The organism is Sphaerisporangium sp. NPDC051011 (genome assembly GCF_040653595.1).
GTDB lineage: Bacteria > Actinomycetota > Actinomycetes > Streptosporangiales > Streptosporangiaceae > Sphaerisporangium.
The window spans coordinates 116,683-140,561 of the sequence record NZ_JBFAGG010000004.1 but is presented as its reverse complement, the minus strand read 5'-3'; the positions used below and the strand labels follow the sequence as shown (position 1 = coordinate 140,561).

Below are 23,879 nucleotides of genomic sequence, written 5' to 3'. Positions count from 1 at the left end.
CGGTGGTCAGCTCGCGACGGTCTTCTCGGTGAGCGTCACCGTCACGGTGCTGGTGGATCCGTTGCGCACGTAGGTCAGCGTCACCTTGGTGCCCGGACGGTAGCCGCGGACGGCGCCGACCACGGTCTCGGCCCCGGCGACCGGCTTGCCGTCCAGCTTGGTGATCAGGTCGCCGGCCTTGAGGCCCGCCTGCTCGGCGGGGCTGCCGGACTGCACCGAGCCGATGACCGCGCCCTGGGCGTCGCCGGTCGCGTCGGCGAGGTTGACGCCGAGGAAGGCGTGCGTCGCCTTGCCCGTCTTGATGATCTGGTCGGCGACCTGGGAGGCGGTGTTGATCGGGATCGCGAAGCCGACGCCGATGTTGCCGTCGCCGCCGTTGGTCGCGATGGCGCTGTTGATGCCGACGACCTGGCCCGAGGCGTTGACCAACGCGCCGCCGGAGTTGCCCGGGTTGATGGCCGCGTCGGTCTGGATGGCGCCGCCGATGGTCGTCCCGGTGTCCTGTGACTGCTGCTGCATCCCGCCGCCGGGGCCCCAGCCGGGGGGAAGCTGCGGCTGCTGCTGCGACTGCCCGCCGACGCGCAGCGTGCGGTCGAGCGCGCTGACGATGCCGGCCGTCACCGACCCCTCCAGGCCGAGGGGGCTGCCGATGGCGAGGACGGCGTCGCCGACGCGCAGCTTGTCGCTGTCGCCCAGGGTGGCCTTGGTCAGCCCGGAGACGTTCTGCGCCCGGACTACGGCGAGGTCGGTCGCCGGGTCGGTGCCGACGATCGTTGCGGCGGCGCTCTTGCCGTCGCTGAACTTCACCTGGACCCGGCTTCCCTGGCCGACGCCCGCCACCACGTGGTTGTTGGTGAGGATCAGGCCGTCCGCGGAGAGGATCACGCCCGAGCCCTCGGCCTGCCCGGCCTGGCCGGTCACCATGATCGATACCACCGAGGGCTGCACGGCCTTGGCGACGTCGGCCACGGTGGTCACGGTGGAGTCGGACGCCGGCCGGGTGATCGGGCTGGTGATCACGGGCTGGCCTCCCGAGGCGGACGCCGTGGCGACGAAGGCCCCCGCGGCCCCGCCTCCGACGGCCACGGCGGCCAGCGCGAGCCCGGCGATGGCCTTGCGCCCGGTGGTCCACCAGTCGGCGTCGCTCCGCACGGGAGCGGCAGGCATCGCGGCGGGGATCCAGGTCCGCTGGTAGCCGCCCGCCTCGGGCGGCGTGCTGCCGAACTGGCTCCACCCTCGCGAACCGGGCATCTCAACCGGAGTGGTGTTTTCACTCGTCTGCTCACGCGGGTCTTCGGTGCTCATCTCTTCCTCGCAGTCATCCGCACTCGCCGCCATTCGGCGGCGGCCGGCTTCGGACCGGTAATTCAAGGATGACAAACGGACGATAAGAGCTGCCTAAGCCGTAACTGGAAGTTGCCTGAAGGTCACCGGGGCCCGCGCCGAGGGGCGCGGAGGGCGGGGGTATCGACGCGGCGGGGCCTCGTGGCGCGGCCGTCGCGGTCTCCGGACCGGCCGGGCGCGGGAAATCCGGAAGGGCGTTCGCGGGCCGCCCCGCGCCGGGGAAATGGTGAAAAATCGCATTCGGCCGGGCCGTACAGGGAAAGGGAAACGGGACGACCGGCTCCCGTCACGGGGCGGTCATCGCGGAACGGGCGTCGGGAATTCCGGATGGCCGCCGGGTAGGTTCACCCGCGATCGCCCGTGAACCCATACGGGCGCCTTTCGGGGGGAAATTCATGCGAATAGTCGTGATATTGGCGATCGCACTGTCCGGCCTGACGGCGGGCGTCCCATCCGCGTCCGCCGAGGACGACCCGTTCGACTGGGTGTGGCAGCAGCAGACCGAACTTCCGCCGCTTTCCATCACCATTCCCGATATATCCGGCCGTCCGTACACGGTCGGGTACGTCGACATCGACGGGTACGCCGTCACCGAGGGCGACATCGTCATCGGGACGCCCGGCGAGGCCGCGTCCGGAAAGATCCGCCTCCCGGGGGTGTTCCCCCAGGTGATGGACGAGGTCACGGACACCGTCCCGCCCCCGCCCGGCAGGGTCGCCGCCCCCTTCGGCGAGGCCCCGGCACGGTCGCGCGGCTGCCGGGTGGGGGACGCCGGGACGGCCACCACCCAGGCGGGCGCCCTGTGGCCGGAGCGGACGGTGCCCTTCGTGTTGTCCCCGCAGCTCCCGGCCGCGGCCCGCACCGCGGTCGAGGAGGCGATGAAGGACTTCCACATCCAGACCTGCGTGCATTTCGTCCCGCGCACGACGGAGGAGAGCTATCTGAACATCGTCCAGGGCCACGGCTGCTATTCCTACGTGGGCCGGGTCGGGGGCGCGGGACAGGAACTCTCGATAGGCCCGGGATGTGAGCACAAGGGCATCGCCATTCACGAACTCATGCACGCGCTCGGCTTCTACCACGAGCATTCGCGGTCCGACCGCGACGGCGCGGTGACCGTTCACCTGGAGAACGTCATTCCCGGATACGAGTCGCAGTTCCGGAAACTCGACCTTCCACGCAACCGGCTCTTCGGAACGCTCGACTACGATTCCGTGATGCTCTACGGGAGGAAATTCTTCAGCAGCAACGGGCAGGACACGCTCGTGCCGGCGCTCCCCGTCGAGATCGGCCAGAGAAAGGGCTTCAGCAAGGTGGACCTGGCCGCCGTCCGCGGCCTTTACGGCTGCCCTTGACGCCTGCCCACCGGAGCCCGGCCGGGAGAACGCGTGGGGGCGGGCCCCCCTACGGGTGGTCCGCCCCACTGTGAGCCGTACTGTGAGCCGTACTGGGCCCCGCGCCGCGAGCCGCCGAACCGGCGGCTCGTCAGCGGATCGGTCAGACGCCGGCGCGCTCGGCCACCGTGGCCGGGGTCAGCGCGATCTCCAGCACCTCGCGCACGTCGCTGACCGCGTGGACGGTCAGCTCACCGCGCACGGCCTCGGGCACGTCGTCGAGGTCCGGCTCGTTGCGCGCCGGGATGAGCACCGTGGTGATGCCCGCCCGGTGGGCGGCGAGCAGCTTCTGCTTGACCCCGCCGATGGGGAGCACCCGGCCGGTGAGCGAGACCTCGCCGGTCATCGCGACGTCGGACCGCACGGGGCGGCCGGACAGCAGCGAGGCCAGGGCGGTGGTCATCGTGACGCCCGCGGACGGCCCGTCCTTGGGGATCGCGCCCGCCGGGACGTGGATGTGCACGGAGCGGTCCTTCAGGGACCCGACCGGCAGCTCCAGCTCGGCGCCGCGCGAGCGCAGGTAGGACAGCGCGATCTGGGCCGACTCCTTCATCACGTCGCCGAGCTGGCCGGTGAGCGTGACGGCGGTGGAACCGGTCTCCGGGTCGGCCAGCGACGCCTCGACGTACAGGACGTCGCCGCCCGCGCCGGTGACCGCGAGCCCGGTCGCGACGCCCGCGACGGCGGTGCGCTGCGCGGACTCCGGCAGCGACGACTCCGGCACGTGGCGCGGCCTGCCGAGGTAGCCGACCAGGTCGGCGGCGCTCACGTTGACCGGCAGCGCGGCCTCCTCCAGGGCGGCCTTCGCGGTGACCTTGCGCAGCACCCGGGCGATCGCCCGCTCCAGCGAGCGCACGCCGGCCTCGCGGGTGTACTCGCCGGCGAGCCTGCGCAGGGCGTCCTCCTCCACCGTCACGTCGGCGAAGGTCAGGCCGGCCTTGTCGAGCTGGCGCGGCAGCAGGTGGTCGCGGGCGATGGCGACCTTCTCGTCCTCGGTGTAGCCGTCGAGCGTCACGACCTCCATGCGGTCGAGCAGCGGGCCGGGGATCGCCTCCAGGACGTTGGCGGTCGCGAGGAAGAGCACGTCCGACAGGTCGAGCTCGACCTCCAGGTAGTGGTCGCGGAAGGTGTGGTTCTGCGCCGGGTCGAGGACCTCCAGCAGCGCGGCCGTCGGGTCGCCGCGGTAGTCGGCGCCGACCTTGTCGACCTCGTCCAGCAGGACGACCGGGTTCATGCTGCCGGCCTCGCGGATGGCCCGCACGACGCGGCCGGGCAGCGCGCCGACGTAGGTGCGCCGGTGGCCGCGGATCTCGGCCTCGTCGCGGACGCCGCCGAGGGCGACGCGGACGAACTTCCTGCCCATGGCGCGGGCCACGGACTCGCCGAGCGAGGTCTTGCCGACTCCGGGAGGACCGGCCAGCGCCAGGACGGCGCCGCTGCGGCGGCCCCCGACGATGCCGAGACCCTGGTCCGCGCGGCGCTTGCGCACGGCGAGGTACTCGATGATGCGGTTCTTCACGTCGTCGAGCCCGGTGTGGTCGGCATCGAGCACGGCGCGGGCGGCCGCGATGTCGTAGGCGTCCTCGGTGCGGGTGTTCCAGGGGATGTCGAGGACGGTGTCCAGCCAGGTGCGGATCCAGCCGCTCTCGGGCGACTGGTCGGAGGTGCGCTCGAGCTTGTCGACCTCCTTGAGGGCGGCCTCGCGGACCTTCTCGGGCAGGTCGGCGGCCTCGACGCGGGCGCGGTAGTCCTCCTCCTCGGAGGCGGCCTCGCCGTTGAGCTCGGCCAGTTCCTTGCGGACGGCGGCGAGCTGCTGACGCAGCAGGAACTCGCGCTGCTGCTTCTCCATGCCCTCCTGGACGTCCTTGCGGATCGTCTCGGCGACGTCCAGCTCGGCCAGGTGCTCGCGGGCCCAGCCGACGAGCTTGGCGAGGCGCTCGGTCGGGTCGGGGTTCTCCAGCAGCTCGACCTTCTGGGCCGTGGTCAGCCAGGGCGCGTAGCCGGAGCTGTCGGCGAGGACGGAGGCGTCCTCGATCTGGTTCACGGCGTCGACGACCTGCCACGCCCCGCGCTTCTGCAGGATCGTGGTGGCCAGCGCCTTGTACTCCTTGGCGGACTCTTCGGCGCGTCCGTCGGCGGGGATCGTCTCGACGCGGGTCGCCTCCACCCAGAGGGCGGCGCCCGGTCCGGTGGTGCCGGAGCCGACGCGCACGCGCTCCACACCGCGGACGACGGCGCCGGGCTCGCCGCCGGGAAGCCTTCCGATCTGCTCGACGACGGCGGTGACGCCCACGGCGCCGTACTTGCCGTCGATCCGGGGCACGAGGAGCACCCGCGGCTTGCTCGGGGACGTGGAGGACGCCCGGGCGGCGTCGATGGCGGCGCGCACCTCGGTGTCGGACAGGTCGAGCGGGACGACCATGCCGGGGAGGACGACCTCGTCGTCGAGCGGCAGAACCGGGAGGATCAAGCTCTGACTCATGCGAACTCCAAGGGTTGAGTTACATCGACTCAATTAATGAGAGCCCTGGATTGTTCCCGAGCCTGCGCGTGTTCGCTGCGAGCGATCGTAATCGTGTAATCAGCTCGTCGGGACACGCCTCGGCAGATTGCTCCTTCGTTCGGGTTCGCCCAGGTCGGCGGCCTGTCCGGCCGGGTCTGGAGACCGTTCCCGCTCGTGAGGCGGCTCTCTCCGGGGCCGGGACCGGCGGCGGCCCGACCGGCCGGACGTGCCGTCCGCGGCGGGCCACTGGGGGCGATCCCGGGTGGTGCGTCCCTCGTAACGCTCTGAGGCCCGGAGTTCATCCCGGCCGCTCGCGGGGCCGGGAGACCGGGCCTCGCGGGGCTGGGAGACCGGGCCTGGCGGGCGCCGGGAGGCCGGGCGTCGCCCAGGGCGACGGGTGCCCGCCTTGACGGAGAACACCTCGTCAGGACGACCGGATGACCAGAATCGCCTTTTTGTCCAGCATGATGGTCTGCATGGACAAAGGCGGCATCCGCATGAACTCCCCCCGCGGCCGGTGGGTCCTGCTCACCACCGTCCTCGGCTCCGGCATGGCCATGCTCGACAGCACCGTCGTCAACGTCGCCCTGCCCGCGCTGGGCAGGGATCTGGGCGCGTCGATGTCCGGGCTCCAGTGGACGGTGAACGCCTACACCCTCACGCTGGCCGGGCTGATCCTCCTCGGCGGCTCCCTCGGCGACCGGTACGGGCGGCGGAAGATCTTCGTCATCGGAGTCGTCTGGTTCGCCCTGGCCTCGGCGCTGTGCGGGATCGCGCCCAACATCGAGACGCTCGTCCTCGCCCGCGCCCTGCAGGGCATCGGCGGTGCGCTGCTCACCCCGGGCTCCTTGGCGATCATCCAGTCGTCCTTCGCCCGCGACGACCGGCCCCGCGCCGTGGGCGCCTGGTCCGGGCTCGGCGGGGTGGCGGGCGCGGTCGGCCCGCTGCTCGGCGGCTGGCTCGTGGAGACGGCGGGCTGGCGGTGGGTCTTCCTGATCAACCTGCCCCTGGCCGCGTTGGTCGTCCTGGTCGCCGTGCGCCACGTCCCCGAGACCCGGGACGAGACGGCCACCGGCCGCTTCGACGTGCTCGGCGCCGCCCTCGCCGCCCTGGCGCTGGCCGGGCTCACCTACGGGCTCATCGAGCGCGACGGGGCGGTGCCGCCGCTCGCCGCCGCGGCCGGTGTCGCGCTCGGCGTGGCGTTCGTGCTGGTGGAGCTGCGCCGCTCGCACGGCGGCACGGTGTCGGCCCTGGTGCCGGTGCGGGTCTTCGCCGACCGCGAGTTCACCGCGATCAACATCGTCACCCTGATCATGTACGCCGCGCTGGGCGTGGTCACCTTCCTGCTCATCGTGGAGCTCCAGGTCGCCGCCGGCTTCTCCCCCGTCGCCGCCGGAACCTCGATGCTCCCGGTGATGGTGCTGATGCTGCTGCTGTCGCCGAGGGCGGGCGAGCTCGCCAAGCGCATCGGCCCGCGCCTGCCGATGACCGTCGGCATCCTGCTGTGCTCGGCGGGGCTGCTGCTGATGAGCAGGGTCGGCCCGGGCGCGTCGTACGTGCGGGACGTGCTGCCCGCCGTGGCGCTGTTCGGCCTCGGGCTGGCCTCCGCGGTCGCCCCACTCACCGCGACGGTGCTGGCCACGGCCGACGAGCGGTACGCCGGGGTGGCCAGCGGGGTCAACAACGCGGTCGCCCGCACCGGCGGCCTGCTCGCCGTCGCCGCGATCCCGCCGCTGGTCGGGCTCACCGGCGCCGCCTACACCTCCGCCACCGCGTTCACCTCGGGATTCCACACGGCGATGCTGGTCAGCTCGGCAATGATGGTTCTGGCCGCGCTGCTGACGTTCGTGACGATCCGGTCGAACGTCCTGCGCGCCCCGGAGCGCGAACCCGAGCGCAAGGCGGCCTGCGAGCTGTGCGCCCCGCCCCTGGAGTCGGGCCGTCCCGTGGACGGTTCCCGGCAGCGGACCGGCGGGTGACCCGTCCGCGAGACGGCGGGCGACCCATCGCGGGCCGGTCGACGATTGCCGCCACCTATCGTCATATCAGCCGCGATCCGGTACTTTGACCTCGGAATCCGTCACCACGGCGGACCCACACGACGGTTTCTGAGGTGTCAGCCATGATCGACCGTGCCCGCCTGGCGGAACTCCTCGACCACGAGCGGCGCGCCTTCCGCGCGCGCAACCCCCTCTCGGCGGCCGCCTACGAGCGCGCACGCGCCCACCTGTTCGGCGGCGTGCCGATGACCTGGATGAACAAGACCGCCGCCGGATTCCCGCTCTATCTGGCCGAGGCGCGCGGCGCGCGGGTCACCGACCTGGACGGCCACGAGTACGTCGACCTGTGCCTCGGCGACACCGGCGCCATGGCCGGCCACTCGCCGAAGGCGACGGTGGACGCGGTCGCCGAGCGCTTCTCGCGGCTCGGCGGCGCCACCGTCATGATGCCCACCGAGGACGCCGCGTGGGTCGGCGCCGAGCTCGGCCGGCGCTTCGGCGTCCCGTACTGGAGCTTCTCGCTCACCGCCACCGACGCCAACCGCTGGGCCATCCGCCTGGCCCGGGCGGTCACCGGGCGGCCGAAGATCCTCGTCAACAGCTACTGCTACCACGGCAGCGTGGACGAGGTCCTGCTCGTGGTCGGCCCCGACGGCGCGCCCGTCTCGCGTGAGGGCAACGTCGGCGCCCCCGTCGACCCCACCGTGACCGGCCGGGTGGTGGAGTTCAACGACCTTCCCTCCCTGGAGCGCGAGCTGGCGTTCGGCGACGTCGCCGCCGTCCTGATGGAGCCCGCGCTGACCAACATCGGCATCGTGCTGCCCGAGCCCGGCTACCTCGACGGCGTGCGCGAGCTGACCCGGCGGCACGGCACCCTGCTGATCAACGACGAGACGCACACGTTCTCGGCCGGGCCCGGCGGCTGCACGGGCGCCTGGGGGCTCGACCCCGACATCGTGACGATCGGCAAGGCGATCGGCGGCGGCGTCCCGAGCGGCGGGTACGGGCTGTCGGCCGAGGTCGCGGCGCGCGTGGAGGGCATGAGCGGGCTCGACCTGGTCGACATGGGCGGCGTCGGCGGCACGCTCGCCGGCAACGCCCTGTCGGTCGCCGCCATGCGGGCCACGCTGGAGCACGTCCTCACCGACGACGCGTTCGCCGCGATGAGCGCGCTCGCCGTCCGCTTCACCGACGGCGTCCAGGAGGTCATCGACCGGCACGCGCTGCCGTGGTCGGTCACCCGGCTCGGGGCCCGCGCGGAGTACCGCTTCACGAGCCCGGCGCCGCGCACCGGCGGGGAGTCGAACGCGGCCGGCGACCCCGACCTGGACGACTACCTGCACGTCTACCTGGCCAACCGCGGCGTGCTGCTCACTCCCTTCCACAACATGGCGCTGATGTGCCCGGCCACGACCGAGGCCGACATCGCACGGCACCACGAGGTGTTCGCGACGGCCGTGGCCGAGCTGACGGGCTGACCTCCTGCGCGTGCGGCCGGCATGGGCCGGGGCCCAACTACCGATATAAGCGGATTTGAGCCACCCGGAACTCGCCGGCCACGGACCGCGAGGAAGGCGCACACCGGCTCAGGTCGTCGTGCGGCGGCGGCCGCCCTTGCGCGGGGGCAGCGGGGTCTTGGCGCGCAGGTGGGCGCGGCGCTCCTCGCCGTGTTCCTCCAGGTGCGTGACGATCCGGCGCAAGGTGTCGGCCAGGCGCGCCGGCTCCTCGCCGTCCAGCGCCTCGACGACGAACGACTCCTCCTCGTTGAAGGCGGGGAAGAGCCGCTCCATCAGCGCCAGCCCCTCGGGGGTCAGGCACAGCAGCGCGAGCCTGCCGTCGTCGGGATGCTGGCGGCGCCGTACCAGGCCACGCGACTCCAGGGTCTTGATGATGCCGGTCAGCGTGCCCTTGGAGATGCCCGCCTCGGCCGCGACGTGCCGGGTCTCGATCTCCTCCCAGATCCACACCACCCACAGCACGACGAACGCGCTCCAGGTGAGGTCGGCGACCCGCAGCGCGGAGTTCTCCAGGTGCTGGCGTACGGCCGCGGCGGCGCGGTGCAGGTTGGACACGGCGACCAGTGCCTCGCGGCTGATCGGCATAGACCCGAGCCGGCGGTTCACCGCGTCCTCGGTCTCCGTCAACGAGTAGTGCGCGGGCACTCGTGCTCCTTCGGGTGTCGGGCGCCGCGAAGCGCCCTGCCGGGTGGGAGCCCCCAGACCCCTGAACGAACCCGCCCAGACGCCCGCCGTGTGGACTCCCGCCCCCTTTCTACACGCATCACCCGGTTCGCACGGCTCCCGGCGCCCGGGGCGTGGCGACCGCGCCGGATGGCCGGGCGAAGATCGGGCGTAACATGAGCCTCCCCGGTTCCGGAGGCGGCCGCGGTACACGCCGACGGACGTCGACGGCGGGGCCCGGTGACCCCGGGGCCGTCCGGGACGCGGGTGACGCAGACGAGGAGGGGTGCGGCATGAGCGGTGTCAGAGAGGACTACCTGGCCACGGCGCGCTCGGCGGCGGGCCTGCTGCGGGAGCCCGCCGTCGCCGCCGCCTGGGACGGGCCGAGCGCACTGGCGGAGTTCCGCGTGAGCGGGCTCGCCGGGCATCTCGCCTATCAGGTGCTGGCCCTCCCGCCGATCCTCGCCGGGCCGGAGGCACGGGAGGAGACCATCTCCCTGCTGGAGCACTACGGCCGCGCGCAGTGGAACGGCGCGCCCGTGGACGACGAGTTCAACGTCCGGATCCGCGACGGCGGCGAGGAGGTCGCGGCGGAGGGCCCGGCGGCGATGGCCGCGCGGGTGGACCAGGTCATCGAGGAGCTGGCCGCGCGCCTGCCGGCGGTGGCGGCGGACCGGCCGGTGCGCATCCCACTGTGGGGGCCGTGGTCGCTGACGCTCGAAGACCTGCTGGTCACGCGGATGATGGAGCTGGCGGTGCACTCCGACGACCTGGCGGTCAGCGTGGGCATCCCGGCGCCGCCGCTGCCGCCGGGCGCCGTCGACGCCGTGGTCGTCCTGCTGTCGCGCCTGGCCGTACGCCGCCACGGGCCGACGAACGTGCTGCGGGCACTCAGCCGGGCCGAGCGCGCTCCGGCCCTCATCAACGCCATCTGAGATACGGCCTACAACACCGCGCCCGCCACGGCCCGGACCCCCCGTCCGGGACGCCGGGCCTTGAGACGCCGCGTGACCGCGGAGGGAGACTGCATGGACCACGAAGAGCTTCGGCGGCGGTTCGCGACGCTGACGACCGCGCATCTCGCCGACGCGTGCATCCGCGCACGCGTGCCGGTGCGCTGCGCGTCCCTGACCGCGGTGGTGCCGGGCGGGCGCCTGGTCGGCCGCGTGTCGCCCTCCGTGCACGCGGGCAGCGTCGACGTCTTCCTGGAGGCGTTCGAGCACGCCGCGCCCGGCGACGTGCTGGTGGTCGACAACGGCGGGCGCGCCGACGAGGCCTGCGTCGGCGACCTGGTGGTCCTGGAGGCCAAGGCCGCCGGGCTGGCGGGCATCGTCATCTGGGGCCTGCACCGCGACACCGCCGACATCCGGCAGATCGGGCTGCCCGTCTTCAGCCTGGGCGCGATCCCGACCGGCCCGCAGCGGCTGGACGACCGCCCGCCCGGCGCGCTGGAGGCCGCCACGGTGGCCGAGTGGACGGTGAGCCGCGAGGACGTGGTCCTGGCCGACGACGACGGCGTGCTGTTCATCCCGGCCGCCGCGGCCGGGGACCTGTTCATGCTGGCCGAGACGATCCGCGACACCGAACGGCGCCAGGCCGACCGGATCCGCCTGGGCGCCTCCCTGCGCGAGCAGGTGGGGTTCGCCGCGTACCTCGACGCGCGGTCGCGGCGACCGTCCCTGACCTTCCGCGACCACCTGCGCGCGGTGGGCGGGGCCATCGAGGAGTGAACCCCAGCCCGTACCGGTCTACAGGGCAGACCCGGCTCAGTCCTTGCGGCCGACCGCGCCGACGACCCACACCGGCCGGTACGGGCAGGACCGGTGCTTCAGGCGAGGATCCGCCGCAGGGCGTCGGCGAGGCGCTCGTAGTCGTGCTCGGTGTTGTAGACCTGCGCGGACACGCGCAGCAGGCCCGCGCCGGGCCACGGCCTCACCGCAGCCCTGACCTGGAACCGCCGGAAGATCTCGGCCGACAGCGCCTCCGCCCGGGGCTGGGTGGCGGCCACGCCGTCGGGCAGGCGCAGGACGCGCATGGACAGCTCCGGGTCCGCCCGCCACGGCCGCAGGCCCGTGCCTGCCGCGACGATCTCCTGCCCGCGTGCGACGAGCGCGGCGTTGCGGGAGCGCACGGCGTTCGCGCCGAGCTCCTCCAGCACCCGGATCCCGTGCGGGGCGGCGAGCCAGGCCGTGTAGTCGCGGGTGCCCTGGAACTCGACGCTCCGCGGGAAGCCGTCGCCCAGGTAGAACGAGGGGATGAGCGGCTCCACCCGCGCGCGCCACGCCGGGTCCACCGCCAGCACGCCCGACGATCGGGGGGCGAACGCCCATTTGTGCAGGTTGCCGGTCCAGAAGTCCGCGCCGATCGCGCTGACGTCCACGTCCAGCATGCCGGGCGCGTGCGCGGCGTCCACGATGGTGACGACGCCGAGGGCGCGCAGGGCCTCCACCAGGTGGCGCGCCGGCAGCAGCCGCGCGGTGTTGGAGGTGATGTGGTCGAAGACGGCGACCTTCGTCCGGGGGGTGACGGCGCCGAGGAAGGCGGCGGCCGCCTCCTCGGCCGTCCAGTCCCCGTCCGCCTCGCCGGGTAGCGTCACCTTGACCACCTCCGCGCCGGAGCGCACGGCCCTGTGCCGCGCGGCGATCTCGACGGCGGGGTAGACGTGGTCGCCGATGAGGATCTCGTCGCCCGGCGCGAGCGGCACGCTGTTCAGCGCGATCGCCACGCCCTCGGTGACGTTCCGCACGAAGGCCAGGCCCTCGGGGCCGGCGCCGAGGAACGCGGCGACCTCGTCCCTGGCCTTGGCGATGCGGTCCAGGACGGTGGCGAAGAACACGTCGGGGTTGTGCTCGACCTCGCGGCGCAGTTCCTCCTGCCGCCGGTGGACGACCTCCGGCGCCGCGCCGAACGAGCCGTGGTTGAGGTGCGCGACGGCCGGGTCCAGGCGAAAGTCTTCGATGTTCACCAAATGGACATTAGCCCGCCGGCCCGGCCCGCCGCGCGAGCGACCCCCGTGGCGCTAGAAGGTGAACCCCTGCGTGCGGACGCTGTTGTCGAAGTTGGACAGCAGCAGCTCGGGCTCGCCGACGGACCGGATGCCGGGCAGCCGGGTGAACAGCTCGCGGTACATGATCTTGATCTCCTGGCGCGCCAGGTTGGCGCCGAGGCAGAAGTGCGGCCCGGGGCCGCCGAACCCGACGTGCGGGTTGGGCTTGCGGGTGATGTCGAAGCGGCCGGCGTCCGGGAAGACCTCCTCGTCGCGGTTGGCCGAGCCGTAGAACAGCACCACCTTGCCGCCGGGCGCGAACCGCACGCCGCGCATCTCGTACGGCTCGGTGACCGTGCGGCGGAACTGCATGATGGGCGAGACGTACCGGACCGTCTCCTCGATGGCCCCGCCGATGTGGCCCTCGAAGTCCCCGGCGAGGCGCTCGCGCTCGCCGGGGTTGTCGGTGAGCAGCTTGAGCCCGTGCGCCATCGTGTTGCGCGCGGTCTCGTTGCCCGCGACCAGCAGCAGCGTGAAGAACGAGCCGAGCTCCCTCGGCGTCAGCCGCTCGCCGTCCACGTTGGCGTTGACCAGGGCCGAGACCAGGTCGTCGGCGGGCTCGCGGGCGCGCTCGCGGCCCAGCCGGATCACCAGCCGCTGGAGGGCGAACAGCGCCGCCATGTTGCGGCCCGCCATGGCCACCGTGCGCGGCAGGCTCATGCGCACCCCGGTGTAGGCGGTGGAAGTGTCCACGTGCGCGTGCACCCGGGCGCGGATGCCGTCGGGGATGCCCATCATGTCGCAGATGACGGTGATGGGCAGCCGGGCGGCGACCTGCGCGACGAAGTCCCGGGGCCCCCGCGCGACGACGTCGTCCACGATGCTCTCGGCGGCCCTGTGGATGCCCGCGTCCAGCCGGGCGAGCATCTTGGGCGAGAACGCGCGCGAGACGATGCGGCGCAGGCGCGCGTGCCGGGGGTCGTCCAGGTTGACCATCGAGTCGCCGAAGACGTGCTTCACCCAGCCCGGCGGCTCGGGGTTGGTCACGGCGGGCTCGCTGGAGAAGACCTTGGCGTTGCGGCTGGCCTCGACGACGTCGGCGTGGCGCACCAGTGCGTGGAAGCCCGCGCCCGAACGCAGCAGCGGCACCCGGCGCTCGGCGAAGAACACCGGGTGGTCCAGCGCGCGCAGCCGCGCGAAGTCGCGTTCGCGCTCGTGCGGCGGCCTGCGCCAGAACGCGAGGTCCGCGAGGTCGATGCCCGTCTCCACCGCCGTCGTCACGGTCTTATCCTGGCACGCCCGCAGGGGCGGGGGCCGCGCGTCGGCGCGAGACGCACGGCCGGATCGGGCTTCCTGGTCAGCTGTACGGCTGCCACCGGGCGGTCAGGTCACGGGCCTTGTAGGTCCGCATGCGGTGCTCCCACTGGGCGCGGACGGACGGGTTGCTGCGCAGGATGGGCAGCACGCTGGTGACCAGCTTCAGCTCCCGCAGCCGGCGCAGCACGGGAAAACCGTCCCACTCCATGACGTCGAGGCCGTAGTTCTTGGCCAGCAGGGCGTGGTCGTCGCCGGGGTAGTCCAGGCGCAGACGGCCCACCGCCACGGGCGTCAGGTCCCATTCGCGCGGCCCGACGGTGGTGCTGTCGAAGTCGCACAGCACCGGTCCCCGGCGCCCGGCGATGAGGTTGCCGAGGAAGGCGTCGCCGTGGATGACCCCCTGCGGCAGCATGAACCGCAGCCCGGCCAGCGCCTCCTCGATCTCGTCGCACTCGCGCGTGAGGAAGGCGTGGTCGGCGGCGTCGAGGTCCTCGGGCTCGGCGAGCCGCCGGCGGACCTCCTCCATCGGCGACCAGGGCGGCAGCCCGCCGGGTGGGCGGGGCAGCCGGTGCAGGCGGCGCAGCAGCGCGGCGAGGTCGGCGCCGTCGGGGCGGGGGCCGGCGTCCGGGACATGCGCCCACAGGGTGACCACCTGGCCGTACAGCCGGATGGGCTGCTTGATGTCCGGCAGCAGCCGCACCGCCGGGAAGCCGTGGCCCTCGAGCCACCGGGCGACCCGCACGACGGTGTCCACGCGCTCGCGAGCGGCGGTGGACCCGGCCACGCGGACGACCACCGGGTCCTCGCGCAGCCGGAACACGGCGTTGTTGGTGAACTTGATCAGCTCGGCGCCGGTGGGGTCCAGCCCCGCGTCCGCGCACACGGCCGCCAGCAGCGACCGCAGGTTCTGGTGGGTGAGACCCTCGGACGGGTCGATCGTCGCGACGCTCATAGGGCACGCACGTCCACGATGCGCCGGCACAGGTCGCGTACGTCGGAGTCGCGCGACAGGTCCCGTGACGCGGCCTGCAGGGGCTCCAGGCGGTCGACTGTCCTGATCGACCTGATCTGCGTGACGAGCGTGACGGCCTCGTTGCCGTTGTCCACGCCGTTCTCGACGTCGCCGAGGAGCAACTGGGCGGTGGCCAGCGCTATCAGCTCGAAGACCTTACTTCGCGCGTAGGTCTCGCTGCGCTCGCGCACGCTGCCGGACAGCAACACGGCGGCCTTGACCAAGTGCCCGGCGTGGTCGCGGGCCAGCGCCGAGTGCATCATGCCGGCGGCGGCCTTCAGATCGGCCTCCCCGAAGAACCTGACCCAGCTCGGGGCGTTGAGGCGGTCGGCGCGGTTGAACTCGTCGTAGGCGCGGTCGAGCGACTTCAGCGCGAGCTTGCGGTCCCCGAGCAGGGCGTACGCCCACGCCTCGTTCGCGCACAGCATGGCGACGGTGAGCTCGCAACTGGCGTCCTGGGCGCAGATCTGGCCGAGCTGGAAGAACCGCAGCGCGTCCTCGACGCGGCGCAGGTGCAGATGGACCCGGCCCATGCGGTACAGGATGTTCGCCGCGAGCGAGGGGTCGCCCGCGTGCTTGGCCTGTTCCAGCGCCCGGGACAGGTGACGGCGCGCGTGGCCGTGCAGGCCGACGTCGAAGGACGTCCACCCGGCCAGGTTGTGCTGGTCGGCGAGGGCCAGATGCAGCCGCCGCCCGACCTCCTCCGAGCAGGAGGCGCCGAGCAGGCGCTGCGACCAGGCGAGCTGCGCGACCACCGCGTCCCGGCAGACCCCGCCGCCGTAGCGGTAGTCGAGCACGCGCAGGGCCTGGGTGACCGACTCCACCTGCTCGACCTCGGTCTCGCCGATCCGCACGGGGACCGGGGTGTCGATGCGGGCCAGCGGCAGAGCCCAGTCGTCCGTACGTGCCACCGCCGCGCCGATGGTGACCTGCGCGGCGTGCGCCAGCAGGCGGCGTACCTGCTCGTCCTCGTCCGCGTCGTCCTCCTCTCCGGGGGACGCCACGGCGACCACGCCGAGCGAGGAGTCGTCGTAGGCGAGCCCCATGTAGCCGCGCGGGATGGACAGGCCGTCCGCGATGCGTACCAGGACGTCGTAGGCCATCACCTGACGCCCGTTGAGGATCTCGCTGATTTCGGACTGTGACTGCCCGGTCAGTGCGGCGATCCGGCGCTGGGAGACGCCGACGCGCTGCAATAAGAGGTAGACAGTGGCTATGTCACGGCTTGCCAGGGCTTGCCGCATTTGTGGCCGTTCCCAGACGGCGAAGCTGATCGCCTGCTCGCTCGCATGAGTGACGTTCATGCCGACCTTTCGACAGTCAATTGAGCTGGCCTCCCAATTAACCAGGTCGCGGAGGGTGCGGGAGGGGCGAATGAGAGGACCGATCGTGCGAGCTGATCGGTTCGGCCGATCGGGGTCAGATACGGGATGGGTATCGGTAGGACGGCTTACCACCGCGTGCAAGGTTCGCCCACCATGGGACGCATACCCCGGGGGGATCACCGCGCGCTTCCTCCGTCCGTCTCACACATCGAGATCACAGGGAGTGATCAGGTCATGCGCGCCGAGCAGTCCGTTCACAAGGAGGCTCTCCATCGCACCGGGGTCCTGGAGGACGAGCGGCGGGCCGGCGACGGCCTGCGGAACACCTGCCGCGACGCCTTCCGGGTCCTCGTGACGGCCCTGCGGCCGGGAACGGCCTCCCGCGCCGCGCGCCGGGCCGTCCGCGACACGCTGGCGTGCGCCGGCGTGGCCGAGGACGGGATCGGCGACGCCGAGATCATCGTCGCCGAGCTCGCGGCCAACTCGGAGAAACACTCGCAGGGCCCCTACGAGCTGCGCATCCACTGCCTGAGCGGCATCCCGGTGTGGTGCGAGGTGGTCGACGGCGGGCGCGAGATGGGTGAGATCCCGGACATCCTGGCCCGCCTGCACACGGCGCCGGCCGGGCCGGAGACCGGCCTGTCGTTCGCCGAGAACGGGCGCGGGCTGCTGCTGGCGCACAAGCTGTCCGACGGGCACTGCTACGCGTACCCGACCACGATGTCGTCGGGCGCGGGGGCCGGCAAGGCGGTCGCCTTCGCCCTGCCCGCGCCCGAGTGAGCCCCTCACCTCCCGGACGGGTGGCATTCGCCGGGATAGGCCCAGGTAGAGCGGGTCGCGCCGGGTAGGTCCGGGTGGTAGGACGCGTTCAGGTCCCCGACGCGGGAACTTCATACTGCGGTGGGACGGATGTCCGGATCGAGGGAGACGATCCGGAGTATGAGAGCCTCGCGCGCCTCCTGCCTCCTCGCCGCGGCCGCCCTCGCCGCCGCGGGCCTCCACGCCCCCGCCCCGGCCTCCGCCGCGTCCGCCGTGCCCACGACGACGGTGCCCACGAGGACGGTGCCCACGAGGACGGTGCCCGCGGTGCCGGCCGTGCCCTCCGCGCTCCTGTCCGCGCGTGCCAGGGCGGCGTGCGGTGCCCCTGACCTCGTCGTGGCCGCGCCGTACGACACGGTCGGCGGTCAGGCCCGGGCCGGCACGGTGACGCTCTACCGGAACGGCAGGAAGACCGCCGTGCTCTCCCAGGGCTCCGGCGGCCTGGGGGACGCGCCCGAGCGCGGCGACTCCTTCGGCTCGGCGGTCGTCACCGGGGACTTCGACGGCGACGGCTGCGCCGACCTCGCGATCGGGGCATCGGAGGAGTTCGCGGGCACCCCGGTCCCCGACGGGGCCGACGGCAACGGCATCGTGCACCTGCTGCGCGGCACCGCGCGCGGCCTCGTCTCCGCGGGGACGCTGGACGTGACCCGCCTCGGCCGCACCCGCGACACCGACCGCTTCGGCGCGGCCCTGGTCGCGGCGGACCTCGACGGCGACGGCGACGACGAGCTGGCCGTCGGCATCCCCGGCCTCGACGAGGGCGGCGGCGTCGGCGTGTTCGGCCTGAACGGACGCGCGGTGCGCGGCACGGGCACACTCATCACCCAGGCCACGCCCTGGGTCGCCCAGGAGCACACCGAGACCGACCAGTTCGGCGCCGCCCTCGCCGCCGGGGACTTCGACGGGAACGGCCGGGCGGAACTGGCCATCGGCGCGCCCGGGGCGAACATCGGCACCACCTCCGGCGCGGGCGCGGTGACGATCGCCGACCTGCGGGCCCGGCAGGCGGGCGTCTACACCCAGAACAGCCCCGGCATGCCCGGCGCGGCCGAGAAGTGGGACAACCTGGGCGCGGCGCTGGCCTCCGGCGACTTCAACCGAGACGGCCGCGACGACCTCGCCGTCGGCGTCCCCGGCGAGGGGCTGGACGACCTGCAGGACGGGCCGATGTACGGCAACGGGGCCGTCCACGTGCTGTACGGCACCCGGCGGGGGCTCACCGCGATCGGCAGCGAGTTCTGGACGCGCAAGACCAAGGGCATCAAGGGCAGGAGCCTGAACACCGACCGCTTCGGCTCCGCGCTGGCCGCGGGCGACCTCAACGGCGACGGCGACGCCGAGCTGGCCATCGGCCTGCCCGGCGCGGGCGAGGTGCTCGTCCTGGCCGGCACCCGCAGGGGCGGCCTCACCGCGAACCACCACGTCTTCGTCCACGGCCGGGCGAACCACCCGGGCGACCTGTTCGGCTCCTCGGTCGCCATCACCGGCTCCCGCCTGGTCGTCGGCTCCCCCGGCTCCGCCCGCGTCACCGTGATCCCCTCCTCGGTCCGCGTCGGCTCCTACACGGGCCTGCGCACCGGGAGCGCCCGCACGCTGACCGGCGGCGACGCGAAGGGCCTCTTCGGCTTCGCCATCTCCTAGAACGGCCTGCCGGACGGGAACGGGCCGCTCACCGCGAACGGTGAGCGGCCCGTGACGTCGTCCCCGCCCTCAGGTGAGGGTGCGCTCCCCGGCGGGGACCGTGAAGGTGGCGGCGGTCCTGGCCGGGGCGCCCTTGCGGCTGATGTAGTCCAGGGTCCTGAAGTCCGCGGTGAGCGCCTCGGGGGTGGCGGTGCACATGATGTAACCGCGCCGCTCGTTGAGGAACTTCAGGGACGGGTTCTCGTCCAGCAGGGCGGCGTCGCGGGCCGCGTCGTGGTAGCCGTCGCCGTCGCTGGAGATCGAGGTGCTGACCAGCTCGACGCCGACCCGCTCGGCGTCGGGGTCCTCGAAGTCGGCCGTGAGGTCGGAGGCGGACGCCACGTGGGCGTCACCGGTCAGCACGACCGGGTCGCCGGACGCCGCGGTGGCCAGGGTGCGCAGCAGGCGGTCCCGGTCGGCCGGGTAGCCGTCCCAGGCGTCGACGTTGAGCTCACGGCCCGGGCCGAGGTGGTAGTCGCGCTGCCCGACGACGACCTGCTGGGCGATCAGGTTCCACGTCGCCGGGGAGGCGCCGAGCCCGGAGGCGAGCCACTTCATCTGGTCCTCGCCCATCATGACCCGCTCCTGGCCGAGCCGCTCGTCGCAGCCCGACCGCATGCCGTCGCCGCACGGCTGGTCGTCGCGGAACTGACGGGTGTCGAGCAGGTGGAAGGTGGCCAGCGAGCCCCACGCGACCCGCCGGTTGATCTTCACGTGCCGGCCGCGCGCGACGGCCGAGGCCCGTAGCGGCATGTGCTCGTAGTACGCCTGGAACCCCGCCGCCTTGCGCGCCTCGAAGCCGGGCACCGGCGTGCCGGGGACGTCACCGGCCCAGTTGTTCTCGACCTCGTGGTCGTCGAAGATGACCATCCACGGGCTGCCCTGGTGGGCCAGTCGCAGGTCGGCGTCGGTCTTGTACTGGGCGTGCCGCACACGGTAGTCGGCCAGCGTCTGCAGCTTGCCGCCCACGTGACGGCGCACGTTGCCCTGCGCGGCCGTGTAGACGCCGCCGGAGTACTCGTAGATGTAGTCGCCGAGGTGCACCACCAGGTCGGGGTGCTGCTCGGCCATCCGGCGGTAGGCCGTGTAGTAGCCGTGCTCGTACTGGGCGCAGGACACCGCCGCGAAGGTGAACGACCCGGTCATGGTGGCCCGGTCCGGCGCGGTGCGGGTCCGGCCCACGGGCGAGAGGTGGCCGCCCGAGCGGAAGCGGTAGAAGTACTCGCGGCCGGGCCGCAGACCCTCGACCTCGACGTGCACGGCGTGCGCCGAGCCGGGACGCGCGGTCGCCGTGCCGCTGCGCACCACCCGGCGGAAGCGCTCGTCGTCGGCGACCTGCCAGGCGACCTCCGCGTCGCGGGACGGCATGCCGCCGTGGCCGTCGGGGGCGAGCGGGTCGGGGGCCAGCCGCGTCCACAGCACGAAGCCGTCCGGGGCCGGGTCGCCGGAGGCGATGCCGAGCGTGAACGGGTCCGGCGCGAGGCGGCCGGGCCGGGTGGAGGCGGTCCACGAGGCGGCCTGACGCGTACCGGACGCGGCGGCGGACGCGGGCGTCAGAAGGCCACCGGCCCCCACCGCCGCGGCGATCAGGAATACTCTTCGTGACGGGTTCTGCTCCACGCCCTAAGTGCAGACCCTACGCCCGACCTGCGGGCAAGTGTCCGATGTCGCTGACGTGAACACCTGCCGCACAGGCGGACGAGTTACCCACCGTGATTGAACGCCCGCCGACGCCGAGGCGACCACTTCCCGGATCCCGGGCGAAGTTTCCCTCGCGGGCGGGCGCCCGTCACGTCACTTTGCTGCGGCCCTTGCCGTACACGCTGCTGGCGAGCAGGACTCCGATGATGGCGAGGACGATCTGCAGGAGCAACTCCAGCCAGTGGATGCCCCTCGACGGGACGACGCCGATCGCGCCGGCGATGGCGGTGCCGATGAGCGCCGCGATGATACCGATCACGATCGTCAGCCAGATCGGGATGTTCTGCCGCCCTGGGATGAGAAGCCGCGCGATCGCACCGATCACCAGACCGATGATGATCGCGCTGAAGATACCGGTGATTGTCATGGGCCGCCTCCGTAGTTCCGGTCATCATCCATATGCCCAAGAAGGGGATGGCCGATACAGAGCCCATGGCCGAGCCTCCGGCACGGCGTGTTCGGGGCGCCCTTTGGGCGGCGTTCTTCCGTCGTCACTCGGAAGGGCTCGTTCCACGCCCTTCCTCCCTCCTCCTCCAGAACACCGCCGCGCCCCGAACAGTGCCCATGGCCGCGCCTCCGGCACGGCGGTTCGAGGCGCTCCTTTAGGCGGCGTTCTTCCGTCGTCACTCGGAAGGGGCTCGTCCCTCACCCTTCCTCCCTCCTCCTCCAGAACACCGCCGCGCCCCGAACAGGGGGTCAGGGGGTCTTGGGGGTGCCGTTCGTGGGTTTGAGGGCGTCGCGGAGTTGGGTCGCGCCGCGGAAGTGGATGGCGGACATGCCCGCCGACTCGGCGCCGGAGACGTTCACCAGGCGGTCGTCGACGAAGACGAAGTCCGACGGGCGCGCGCCGAGCTCCGCCGCCACGCGCAGGTAGATCTCGGCGTCCGGTTTCACCAGGCCCAGGTGGCCGCTGTAGAAGCGCGCGTTCATGGTCGAGGCCCAGGGCATCAGCTCGATGCGGTCGGCCAGGCACACGGGCGCGTTGGACAGCAGCGCGACGCGCGTGCCCGACGTACGCAGCTCCTCGATGATCGCCACGGTGTCCTCGTTGATGTGGCTCCAGCTCTCGACATCGAGCCGCACCAGGCGCTCGACCTCGGGGTCGCGCATCCGGCGGCCGAGGACCTCCGACCAGTACGCGCTGGGCGAGAGCACGCCCCGGTCGAACTCCAGCCGGTGCTCCCAGTACCCCCGCCAGAAACGGTCGGAGTCGACGCCCGCCGCCTCGGCCAGCCGCACGCGGTCGTCCTCGGGCTGAGCGTGGCTCAGCACTTCCCCGTAGTCGAAGAGCACCCATTTCATGATCGCGATATTACCGAACGTCAGCCCTTGAGGTACGGCTCCAGGTGCTCGTTCACCGCGCCGCAGCCGAGATAGTTGCGCACGGTGTGGAAGTCCGCCCAGTCGATGTTCACCCGTTCGTCCAGGGTGACGCCGTCGAACGTGCCCTTGAGCGCGCCAGGGATGGCGGCGATGTCGTCCTTGTCGGCGATGTTGACCCAGCGGCGCACACCCCGGGGGCACCGGCCGCGCCCGCCCTGCGGCAGGGGCTGGAGCCGCTCGAAGATCACCCCGCGCATGCCGAGCGGGCTGCCGAGCGTGATCAGGAGCTCGACGGAGAGGTCCGGGTGCGCCCACAGCGCCTCGTACGTCACGACGCTGCCCAGCGAGTGGGCGATGACCACCTTGGGGCGGTTCCGGCGGATCGTCTCGGCGACGGCGTCCCGCGCCCGCACCCGGGCGGCGGCGTCCGCGCTCGCGAGGTAGGCGGCGACCTCGGGGCAGAAGTCCTCGGCGAAGTCCTTCGCGTGGGGGCCGAGCCGCGCCAGCAGCCACTCGGCGAGACGGTGGATCAGCCCGGTCAGCTTCTCCCCCGCGAAATCACCGACCTGACCCATCTGCTTCATCCACGCGGCCAGCACGAGCTGGGACTCCGCGTCCATCTTCCGCAGGTCGCTCCTGGTGGCGGCCGGGGTCTCCTTGCGCAGCAGGTGCGCGTAGTAGGCGACCTCGCTGACGTAGGACTGCCCGGTGTAGGGGGCGCCGCCCGTCAGGCCGGTGTGCAGGTAGCGGTTCCATTTGGCGCGCATCGTGTCGGCCGCGCCCTTGGCCGTGCCCGCCGCCTGGAAGTACTTGTACTTGCCGATGCCGTGAACCCCCACGATCGCCGCCACCGCACGGTCCTCCCACGGTTGGTCGCCCGCCCTCGCCGGGTACGGCTGACGCCTGCTCAGGAACATGCACACTGTGCCCGACCGTCGTGATCACCACAAGCCGGTGCGCGACTTCGGCAGGACACAGTCGCCTGCAGGGAAGCCTCCGGCGCGTCCGGCAGCAGTCGCGGGGCGTCGCGGAGCTCGCGGAGCTCGCGGACAAATGGGTTGATCAGTGGCGGGAGTGTCCGGTTACGCTGGTGCAATGCCTGGTCCGCTCCTCGTCGGCAGCTCGGTCGCCATCCCGGAGGCCGAGCTCGGCTGGCGTTTCTCGCGTTCGTCCGGGCCCGGCGGCCAGGGCGTCAACACCACCGACAGCCGCGTCGAGCTGAGCTTCGACGTGGCGGCCACCACGGCCCTGCCCCCGCCGCTGAAGGCCCGCGCCCTGGAGCGGCTCGCGCCCCGGCTCGTCGGCGGGGTGCTCACGATCAGCGCCTCGGAGTACCGCTCGCAGCTGCGCAACCGCGAGGCGGCCAGGGCCCGCCTGGCGCACGTGATCGCCCAGGCCATAGCTCCCCCGCCGAAGACCCGCCGCGCCACCAAGCCATCCCGGGGCGCCGAGGAACGCCGCCTGACCGCCAAACGCCACCGCTCCGCCCTGAAACGCCTCCGCCGCACCGAAGATCCCTGATCCCGAACCCGCCGTGCCGGAAGCGCGGCCATAGGCACTGTTCGGGGCGCCCCGAACCGCCGAGCCGGAGGCTCGGCAATAGGCACAGCGCGGCCGTCAGACACGGTCTTCCATTTCCCAGAGGTGGTCGATCACGTGCCAGGCGATGCGGCGGGCGGCGTAGCGGGCGGGCCAGCCGCCGTCGACGATCGGGGAGCCGTCGGACGGCTTGCTCAGGACCTCGGCGATCTCGTCGCGCATCGCCGCCCGCGCGGCCCGGTCGAGGAGGCCGAACGGGCGGTGCCGGACGCCGATCTTCCGCGCGTACGCCCGCTCGGCCTCGACCACGTGGGATGCCATCTTGTCGCGGTCCCTGCCGCCGCCGCGGGGCCCCTTGCGCAGTTCCTCGGGCGAGCTCGCGGTGACCTCGTCGAAGAGCTCCCAGGACGCCCGGATCAGCGCCACGTCGCGCTCGGCCACCGCCGCGTCCACCGGCCGCCGGTCGATGCCCGAGATCGCCGCGGGGGCCCCGAAGTCGGTGGTCGTGTCGCCGGGCGTCCGTTCGATCACGACGAAGGAGTCGGGCTCGAACGGCATGCGGGCCCGCTCGGCGATCACCCGGTAGCGCGGCACGTACCGCGCCAGGACCTCCAGCGCCTCTTCCTCGCTCCTGCCGATGCGGCACCACCCCGGCCAGTCGTAGGAGCAGGCGAAGACCTTCTTGGGGCCGATTTCAAGATATAGGTCGGTCATATCGCCATGTTCCTCTCCGAACCTGTCAGGCCAGGTCAG

At 72.7% G+C, this 23,879-nt stretch carries 20 protein-coding genes; 8 read left to right on the top strand and 12 right to left on the bottom strand.

The annotated features are described in order from the left end of the window. Positions 1-6: 6 nt before the first annotated feature. Positions 7-1,305 carry a trypsin-like peptidase domain-containing protein gene (locus AB0H21_RS10985; protein ID WP_358514497.1) on the bottom strand — a complete coding sequence of 433 codons (1,299 nt, stop codon included), beginning with the start codon at positions 1,303-1,305 and terminating at the stop codon, positions 7-9. A 434-nt stretch (positions 1,306-1,739) separates the two neighbouring features. Here AB0H21_RS10985 and AB0H21_RS10980 point away from each other — a divergent pair, with 434 nt between their 5' ends. Continuing rightward, complete coding sequence (locus AB0H21_RS10980; RefSeq protein WP_358514495.1) at positions 1,740-2,699, top strand: M12 family metallopeptidase; 960 nt, start codon at positions 1,740-1,742, stop codon at positions 2,697-2,699. Between the two features lie 142 nt (positions 2,700-2,841). Here the strand turns inward: AB0H21_RS10980 and lon are convergent, their stop codons facing one another. Then, complete coding sequence (lon, locus tag AB0H21_RS10975; RefSeq protein WP_358514493.1) at positions 2,842-5,220, bottom strand: endopeptidase La; 2,379 nt, start codon at positions 5,218-5,220, stop codon at positions 2,842-2,844. Between the two features lie 458 nt (positions 5,221-5,678). Here lon and AB0H21_RS10970 point away from each other — a divergent pair, with 458 nt between their 5' ends. After that, entirely contained in the window at positions 5,679-7,220 is a 1,542-nt protein-coding gene (locus AB0H21_RS10970) for an MFS transporter (protein ID WP_358514491.1), read from the top strand. 143 nt (positions 7,221-7,363) lie between these two features. Next, on the top strand, positions 7,364-8,719 hold the full coding sequence (locus tag AB0H21_RS10965; RefSeq protein WP_358514489.1) for a transaminase: 1,356 nt from the start codon (positions 7,364-7,366) through the stop codon (positions 8,717-8,719). 108 nt (positions 8,720-8,827) lie between these two features. On the opposite strand, the gene AB0H21_RS10960 is transcribed toward AB0H21_RS10965, so the two are convergent. Then, positions 8,828-9,403 (bottom strand): MarR family transcriptional regulator, encoded by a 576-nt coding sequence (locus tag AB0H21_RS10960; protein WP_358514487.1) that lies wholly within the window; start codon positions 9,401-9,403, stop codon positions 8,828-8,830. Positions 9,404-9,714: 311 nt separating this feature from the next. Between AB0H21_RS10960 and AB0H21_RS10955 the strand changes: the two genes are divergently transcribed. Both AB0H21_RS10955 and AB0H21_RS10950 read left to right on the top strand, forming a co-directional pair. Then, positions 9,715-10,356, top strand: a complete 642-nt coding sequence (locus tag AB0H21_RS10955) for a maleylpyruvate isomerase N-terminal domain-containing protein (RefSeq protein WP_358514485.1) — start codon at positions 9,715-9,717, stop codon at positions 10,354-10,356. A 93-nt stretch (positions 10,357-10,449) separates the two neighbouring features. Beyond that, a complete protein-coding gene (locus AB0H21_RS10950) occupies positions 10,450-11,151 on the top strand; it encodes an RraA family protein (protein ID WP_358514483.1) in 702 nt (233 codons plus the stop codon). 98 nt (positions 11,152-11,249) lie between these two features. Here AB0H21_RS10950 and AB0H21_RS10945 read toward each other — a convergent pair whose 3' ends face one another. From AB0H21_RS10945 to AB0H21_RS10930, 4 genes are all read right to left on the bottom strand, one after another. Then, positions 11,250-12,386 carry an aminotransferase class V-fold PLP-dependent enzyme gene (locus tag AB0H21_RS10945; RefSeq protein ID WP_358514481.1) on the bottom strand — a complete coding sequence of 379 codons (1,137 nt, stop codon included), beginning with the start codon at positions 12,384-12,386 and terminating at the stop codon, positions 11,250-11,252. Between the two features lie 54 nt (positions 12,387-12,440). After that, the gene (locus AB0H21_RS10940) at positions 12,441-13,688 is read right to left on the bottom strand and encodes a cytochrome P450 (RefSeq protein ID WP_358514479.1); all 1,248 of its coding nucleotides are present in this window, start codon (positions 13,686-13,688) and stop codon (positions 12,441-12,443) included. Between the two features lie 76 nt (positions 13,689-13,764). Beyond that, positions 13,765-14,676: a phosphotransferase gene (locus tag AB0H21_RS10935; protein ID WP_358514477.1), complete on the bottom strand. Its 912-nt coding sequence runs from the start codon at positions 14,674-14,676 to the stop codon at positions 13,765-13,767. After that, the gene (locus tag AB0H21_RS10930) at positions 14,673-16,040 is read right to left on the bottom strand and encodes a helix-turn-helix transcriptional regulator (RefSeq protein WP_358514475.1); all 1,368 of its coding nucleotides are present in this window, start codon (positions 16,038-16,040) and stop codon (positions 14,673-14,675) included. The genes AB0H21_RS10935 and AB0H21_RS10930 overlap by 4 nt, the downstream gene beginning before the upstream one ends. A 255-nt stretch (positions 16,041-16,295) precedes the next feature. On the opposite strand from AB0H21_RS10930, the gene AB0H21_RS10925 reads away from it, so the two are divergent. Both AB0H21_RS10925 and AB0H21_RS10920 read left to right on the top strand, forming a co-directional pair. Continuing rightward, entirely contained in the window at positions 16,296-16,841 is a 546-nt protein-coding gene (locus AB0H21_RS10925) for an ATP-binding protein (protein WP_358514473.1), read from the top strand. A 159-nt stretch (positions 16,842-17,000) separates the two neighbouring features. After that, positions 17,001-18,524 carry an FG-GAP repeat protein gene (locus AB0H21_RS10920; protein WP_358514471.1) on the top strand — a complete coding sequence of 508 codons (1,524 nt, stop codon included), beginning with the start codon at positions 17,001-17,003 and terminating at the stop codon, positions 18,522-18,524. Between the two features lie 69 nt (positions 18,525-18,593). On the opposite strand, the gene AB0H21_RS10915 is transcribed toward AB0H21_RS10920, so the two are convergent. The 4 genes from AB0H21_RS10915 to AB0H21_RS10900 all read right to left on the bottom strand — a co-directional run bounded on the left by AB0H21_RS10915 (position 18,594) and on the right by AB0H21_RS10900 (position 22,438). Next, positions 18,594-20,183, bottom strand: a complete 1,590-nt coding sequence (locus AB0H21_RS10915; RefSeq protein WP_358514469.1) for an alkaline phosphatase D family protein — start codon at positions 20,181-20,183, stop codon at positions 18,594-18,596. A 169-nt stretch (positions 20,184-20,352) separates the two neighbouring features. Beyond that, the gene (locus tag AB0H21_RS10910) at positions 20,353-20,631 is read right to left on the bottom strand and encodes a GlsB/YeaQ/YmgE family stress response membrane protein (RefSeq protein ID WP_358514467.1); all 279 of its coding nucleotides are present in this window, start codon (positions 20,629-20,631) and stop codon (positions 20,353-20,355) included. Between the two features lie 329 nt (positions 20,632-20,960). Beyond that, positions 20,961-21,566 (bottom strand): HAD family phosphatase, encoded by a 606-nt coding sequence (locus AB0H21_RS10905; RefSeq protein ID WP_358514465.1) that lies wholly within the window; start codon positions 21,564-21,566, stop codon positions 20,961-20,963. Between the two features lie 20 nt (positions 21,567-21,586). Then, complete coding sequence (locus tag AB0H21_RS10900) at positions 21,587-22,438, bottom strand: hypothetical protein (RefSeq protein ID WP_358514463.1); 852 nt, start codon at positions 22,436-22,438, stop codon at positions 21,587-21,589. 244 nt (positions 22,439-22,682) lie between these two features. On the opposite strand from AB0H21_RS10900, the gene arfB reads away from it, so the two are divergent. Beyond that, positions 22,683-23,108 (top strand): alternative ribosome rescue aminoacyl-tRNA hydrolase ArfB, encoded by a 426-nt coding sequence (arfB, locus tag AB0H21_RS10895; RefSeq protein ID WP_358514461.1) that lies wholly within the window; start codon positions 22,683-22,685, stop codon positions 23,106-23,108. Between the two features lie 96 nt (positions 23,109-23,204). Here arfB and AB0H21_RS10890 read toward each other — a convergent pair whose 3' ends face one another. Continuing rightward, complete coding sequence (locus AB0H21_RS10890; RefSeq protein ID WP_358514459.1) at positions 23,205-23,840, bottom strand: hypothetical protein; 636 nt, start codon at positions 23,838-23,840, stop codon at positions 23,205-23,207. Positions 23,841-23,879 lie beyond the last annotated feature (39 nt).

Bases quoted from the DNA above. Each gene is read 5' to 3' on its own strand.
- AB0H21_RS10970 (WP_358514491.1), top strand. From the start codon at position 5,679: ATGACCAGAATCGCCTTTTTGTCCAGCATGATGGTCTGCATGGACAAA.
- arfB (WP_358514461.1), top strand. From the start codon at position 22,683: ATGCCTGGTCCGCTCCTCGTCGGCAGCTCGGTCGCCATCCCGGAGGCC.
- AB0H21_RS10985 (WP_358514497.1), bottom strand. From the start codon at position 1,305: ATGAGCACCGAAGACCCGCGTGAGCAGACGAGTGAAAACACCACTCCG.
- AB0H21_RS10910 (WP_358514467.1), bottom strand. From the start codon at position 20,631: ATGACAATCACCGGTATCTTCAGCGCGATCATCATCGGTCTGGTGATC.
- AB0H21_RS10905 (WP_358514465.1), bottom strand. From the start codon at position 21,566: ATGAAATGGGTGCTCTTCGACTACGGGGAAGTGCTGAGCCACGCTCAG.
- AB0H21_RS10925 (WP_358514473.1), top strand. From the start codon at position 16,296: ATGCGCGCCGAGCAGTCCGTTCACAAGGAGGCTCTCCATCGCACCGGG.
- AB0H21_RS10980 (WP_358514495.1), top strand. From the start codon at position 1,740: ATGCGAATAGTCGTGATATTGGCGATCGCACTGTCCGGCCTGACGGCG.
- AB0H21_RS10935 (WP_358514477.1), bottom strand. From the start codon at position 14,676: ATGAGCGTCGCGACGATCGACCCGTCCGAGGGTCTCACCCACCAGAAC.
- AB0H21_RS10965 (WP_358514489.1), top strand. From the start codon at position 7,364: ATGATCGACCGTGCCCGCCTGGCGGAACTCCTCGACCACGAGCGGCGC.
- AB0H21_RS10930 (WP_358514475.1), bottom strand. From the start codon at position 16,040: ATGAACGTCACTCATGCGAGCGAGCAGGCGATCAGCTTCGCCGTCTGG.
- AB0H21_RS10920 (WP_358514471.1), top strand. From the start codon at position 17,001: ATGAGAGCCTCGCGCGCCTCCTGCCTCCTCGCCGCGGCCGCCCTCGCC.
- AB0H21_RS10955 (WP_358514485.1), top strand. From the start codon at position 9,715: ATGAGCGGTGTCAGAGAGGACTACCTGGCCACGGCGCGCTCGGCGGCG.
- AB0H21_RS10950 (WP_358514483.1), top strand. From the start codon at position 10,450: ATGGACCACGAAGAGCTTCGGCGGCGGTTCGCGACGCTGACGACCGCG.
- lon (WP_358514493.1), bottom strand. From the start codon at position 5,220: ATGAGTCAGAGCTTGATCCTCCCGGTTCTGCCGCTCGACGACGAGGTC.
- AB0H21_RS10890 (WP_358514459.1), bottom strand. From the start codon at position 23,840: ATGACCGACCTATATCTTGAAATCGGCCCCAAGAAGGTCTTCGCCTGC.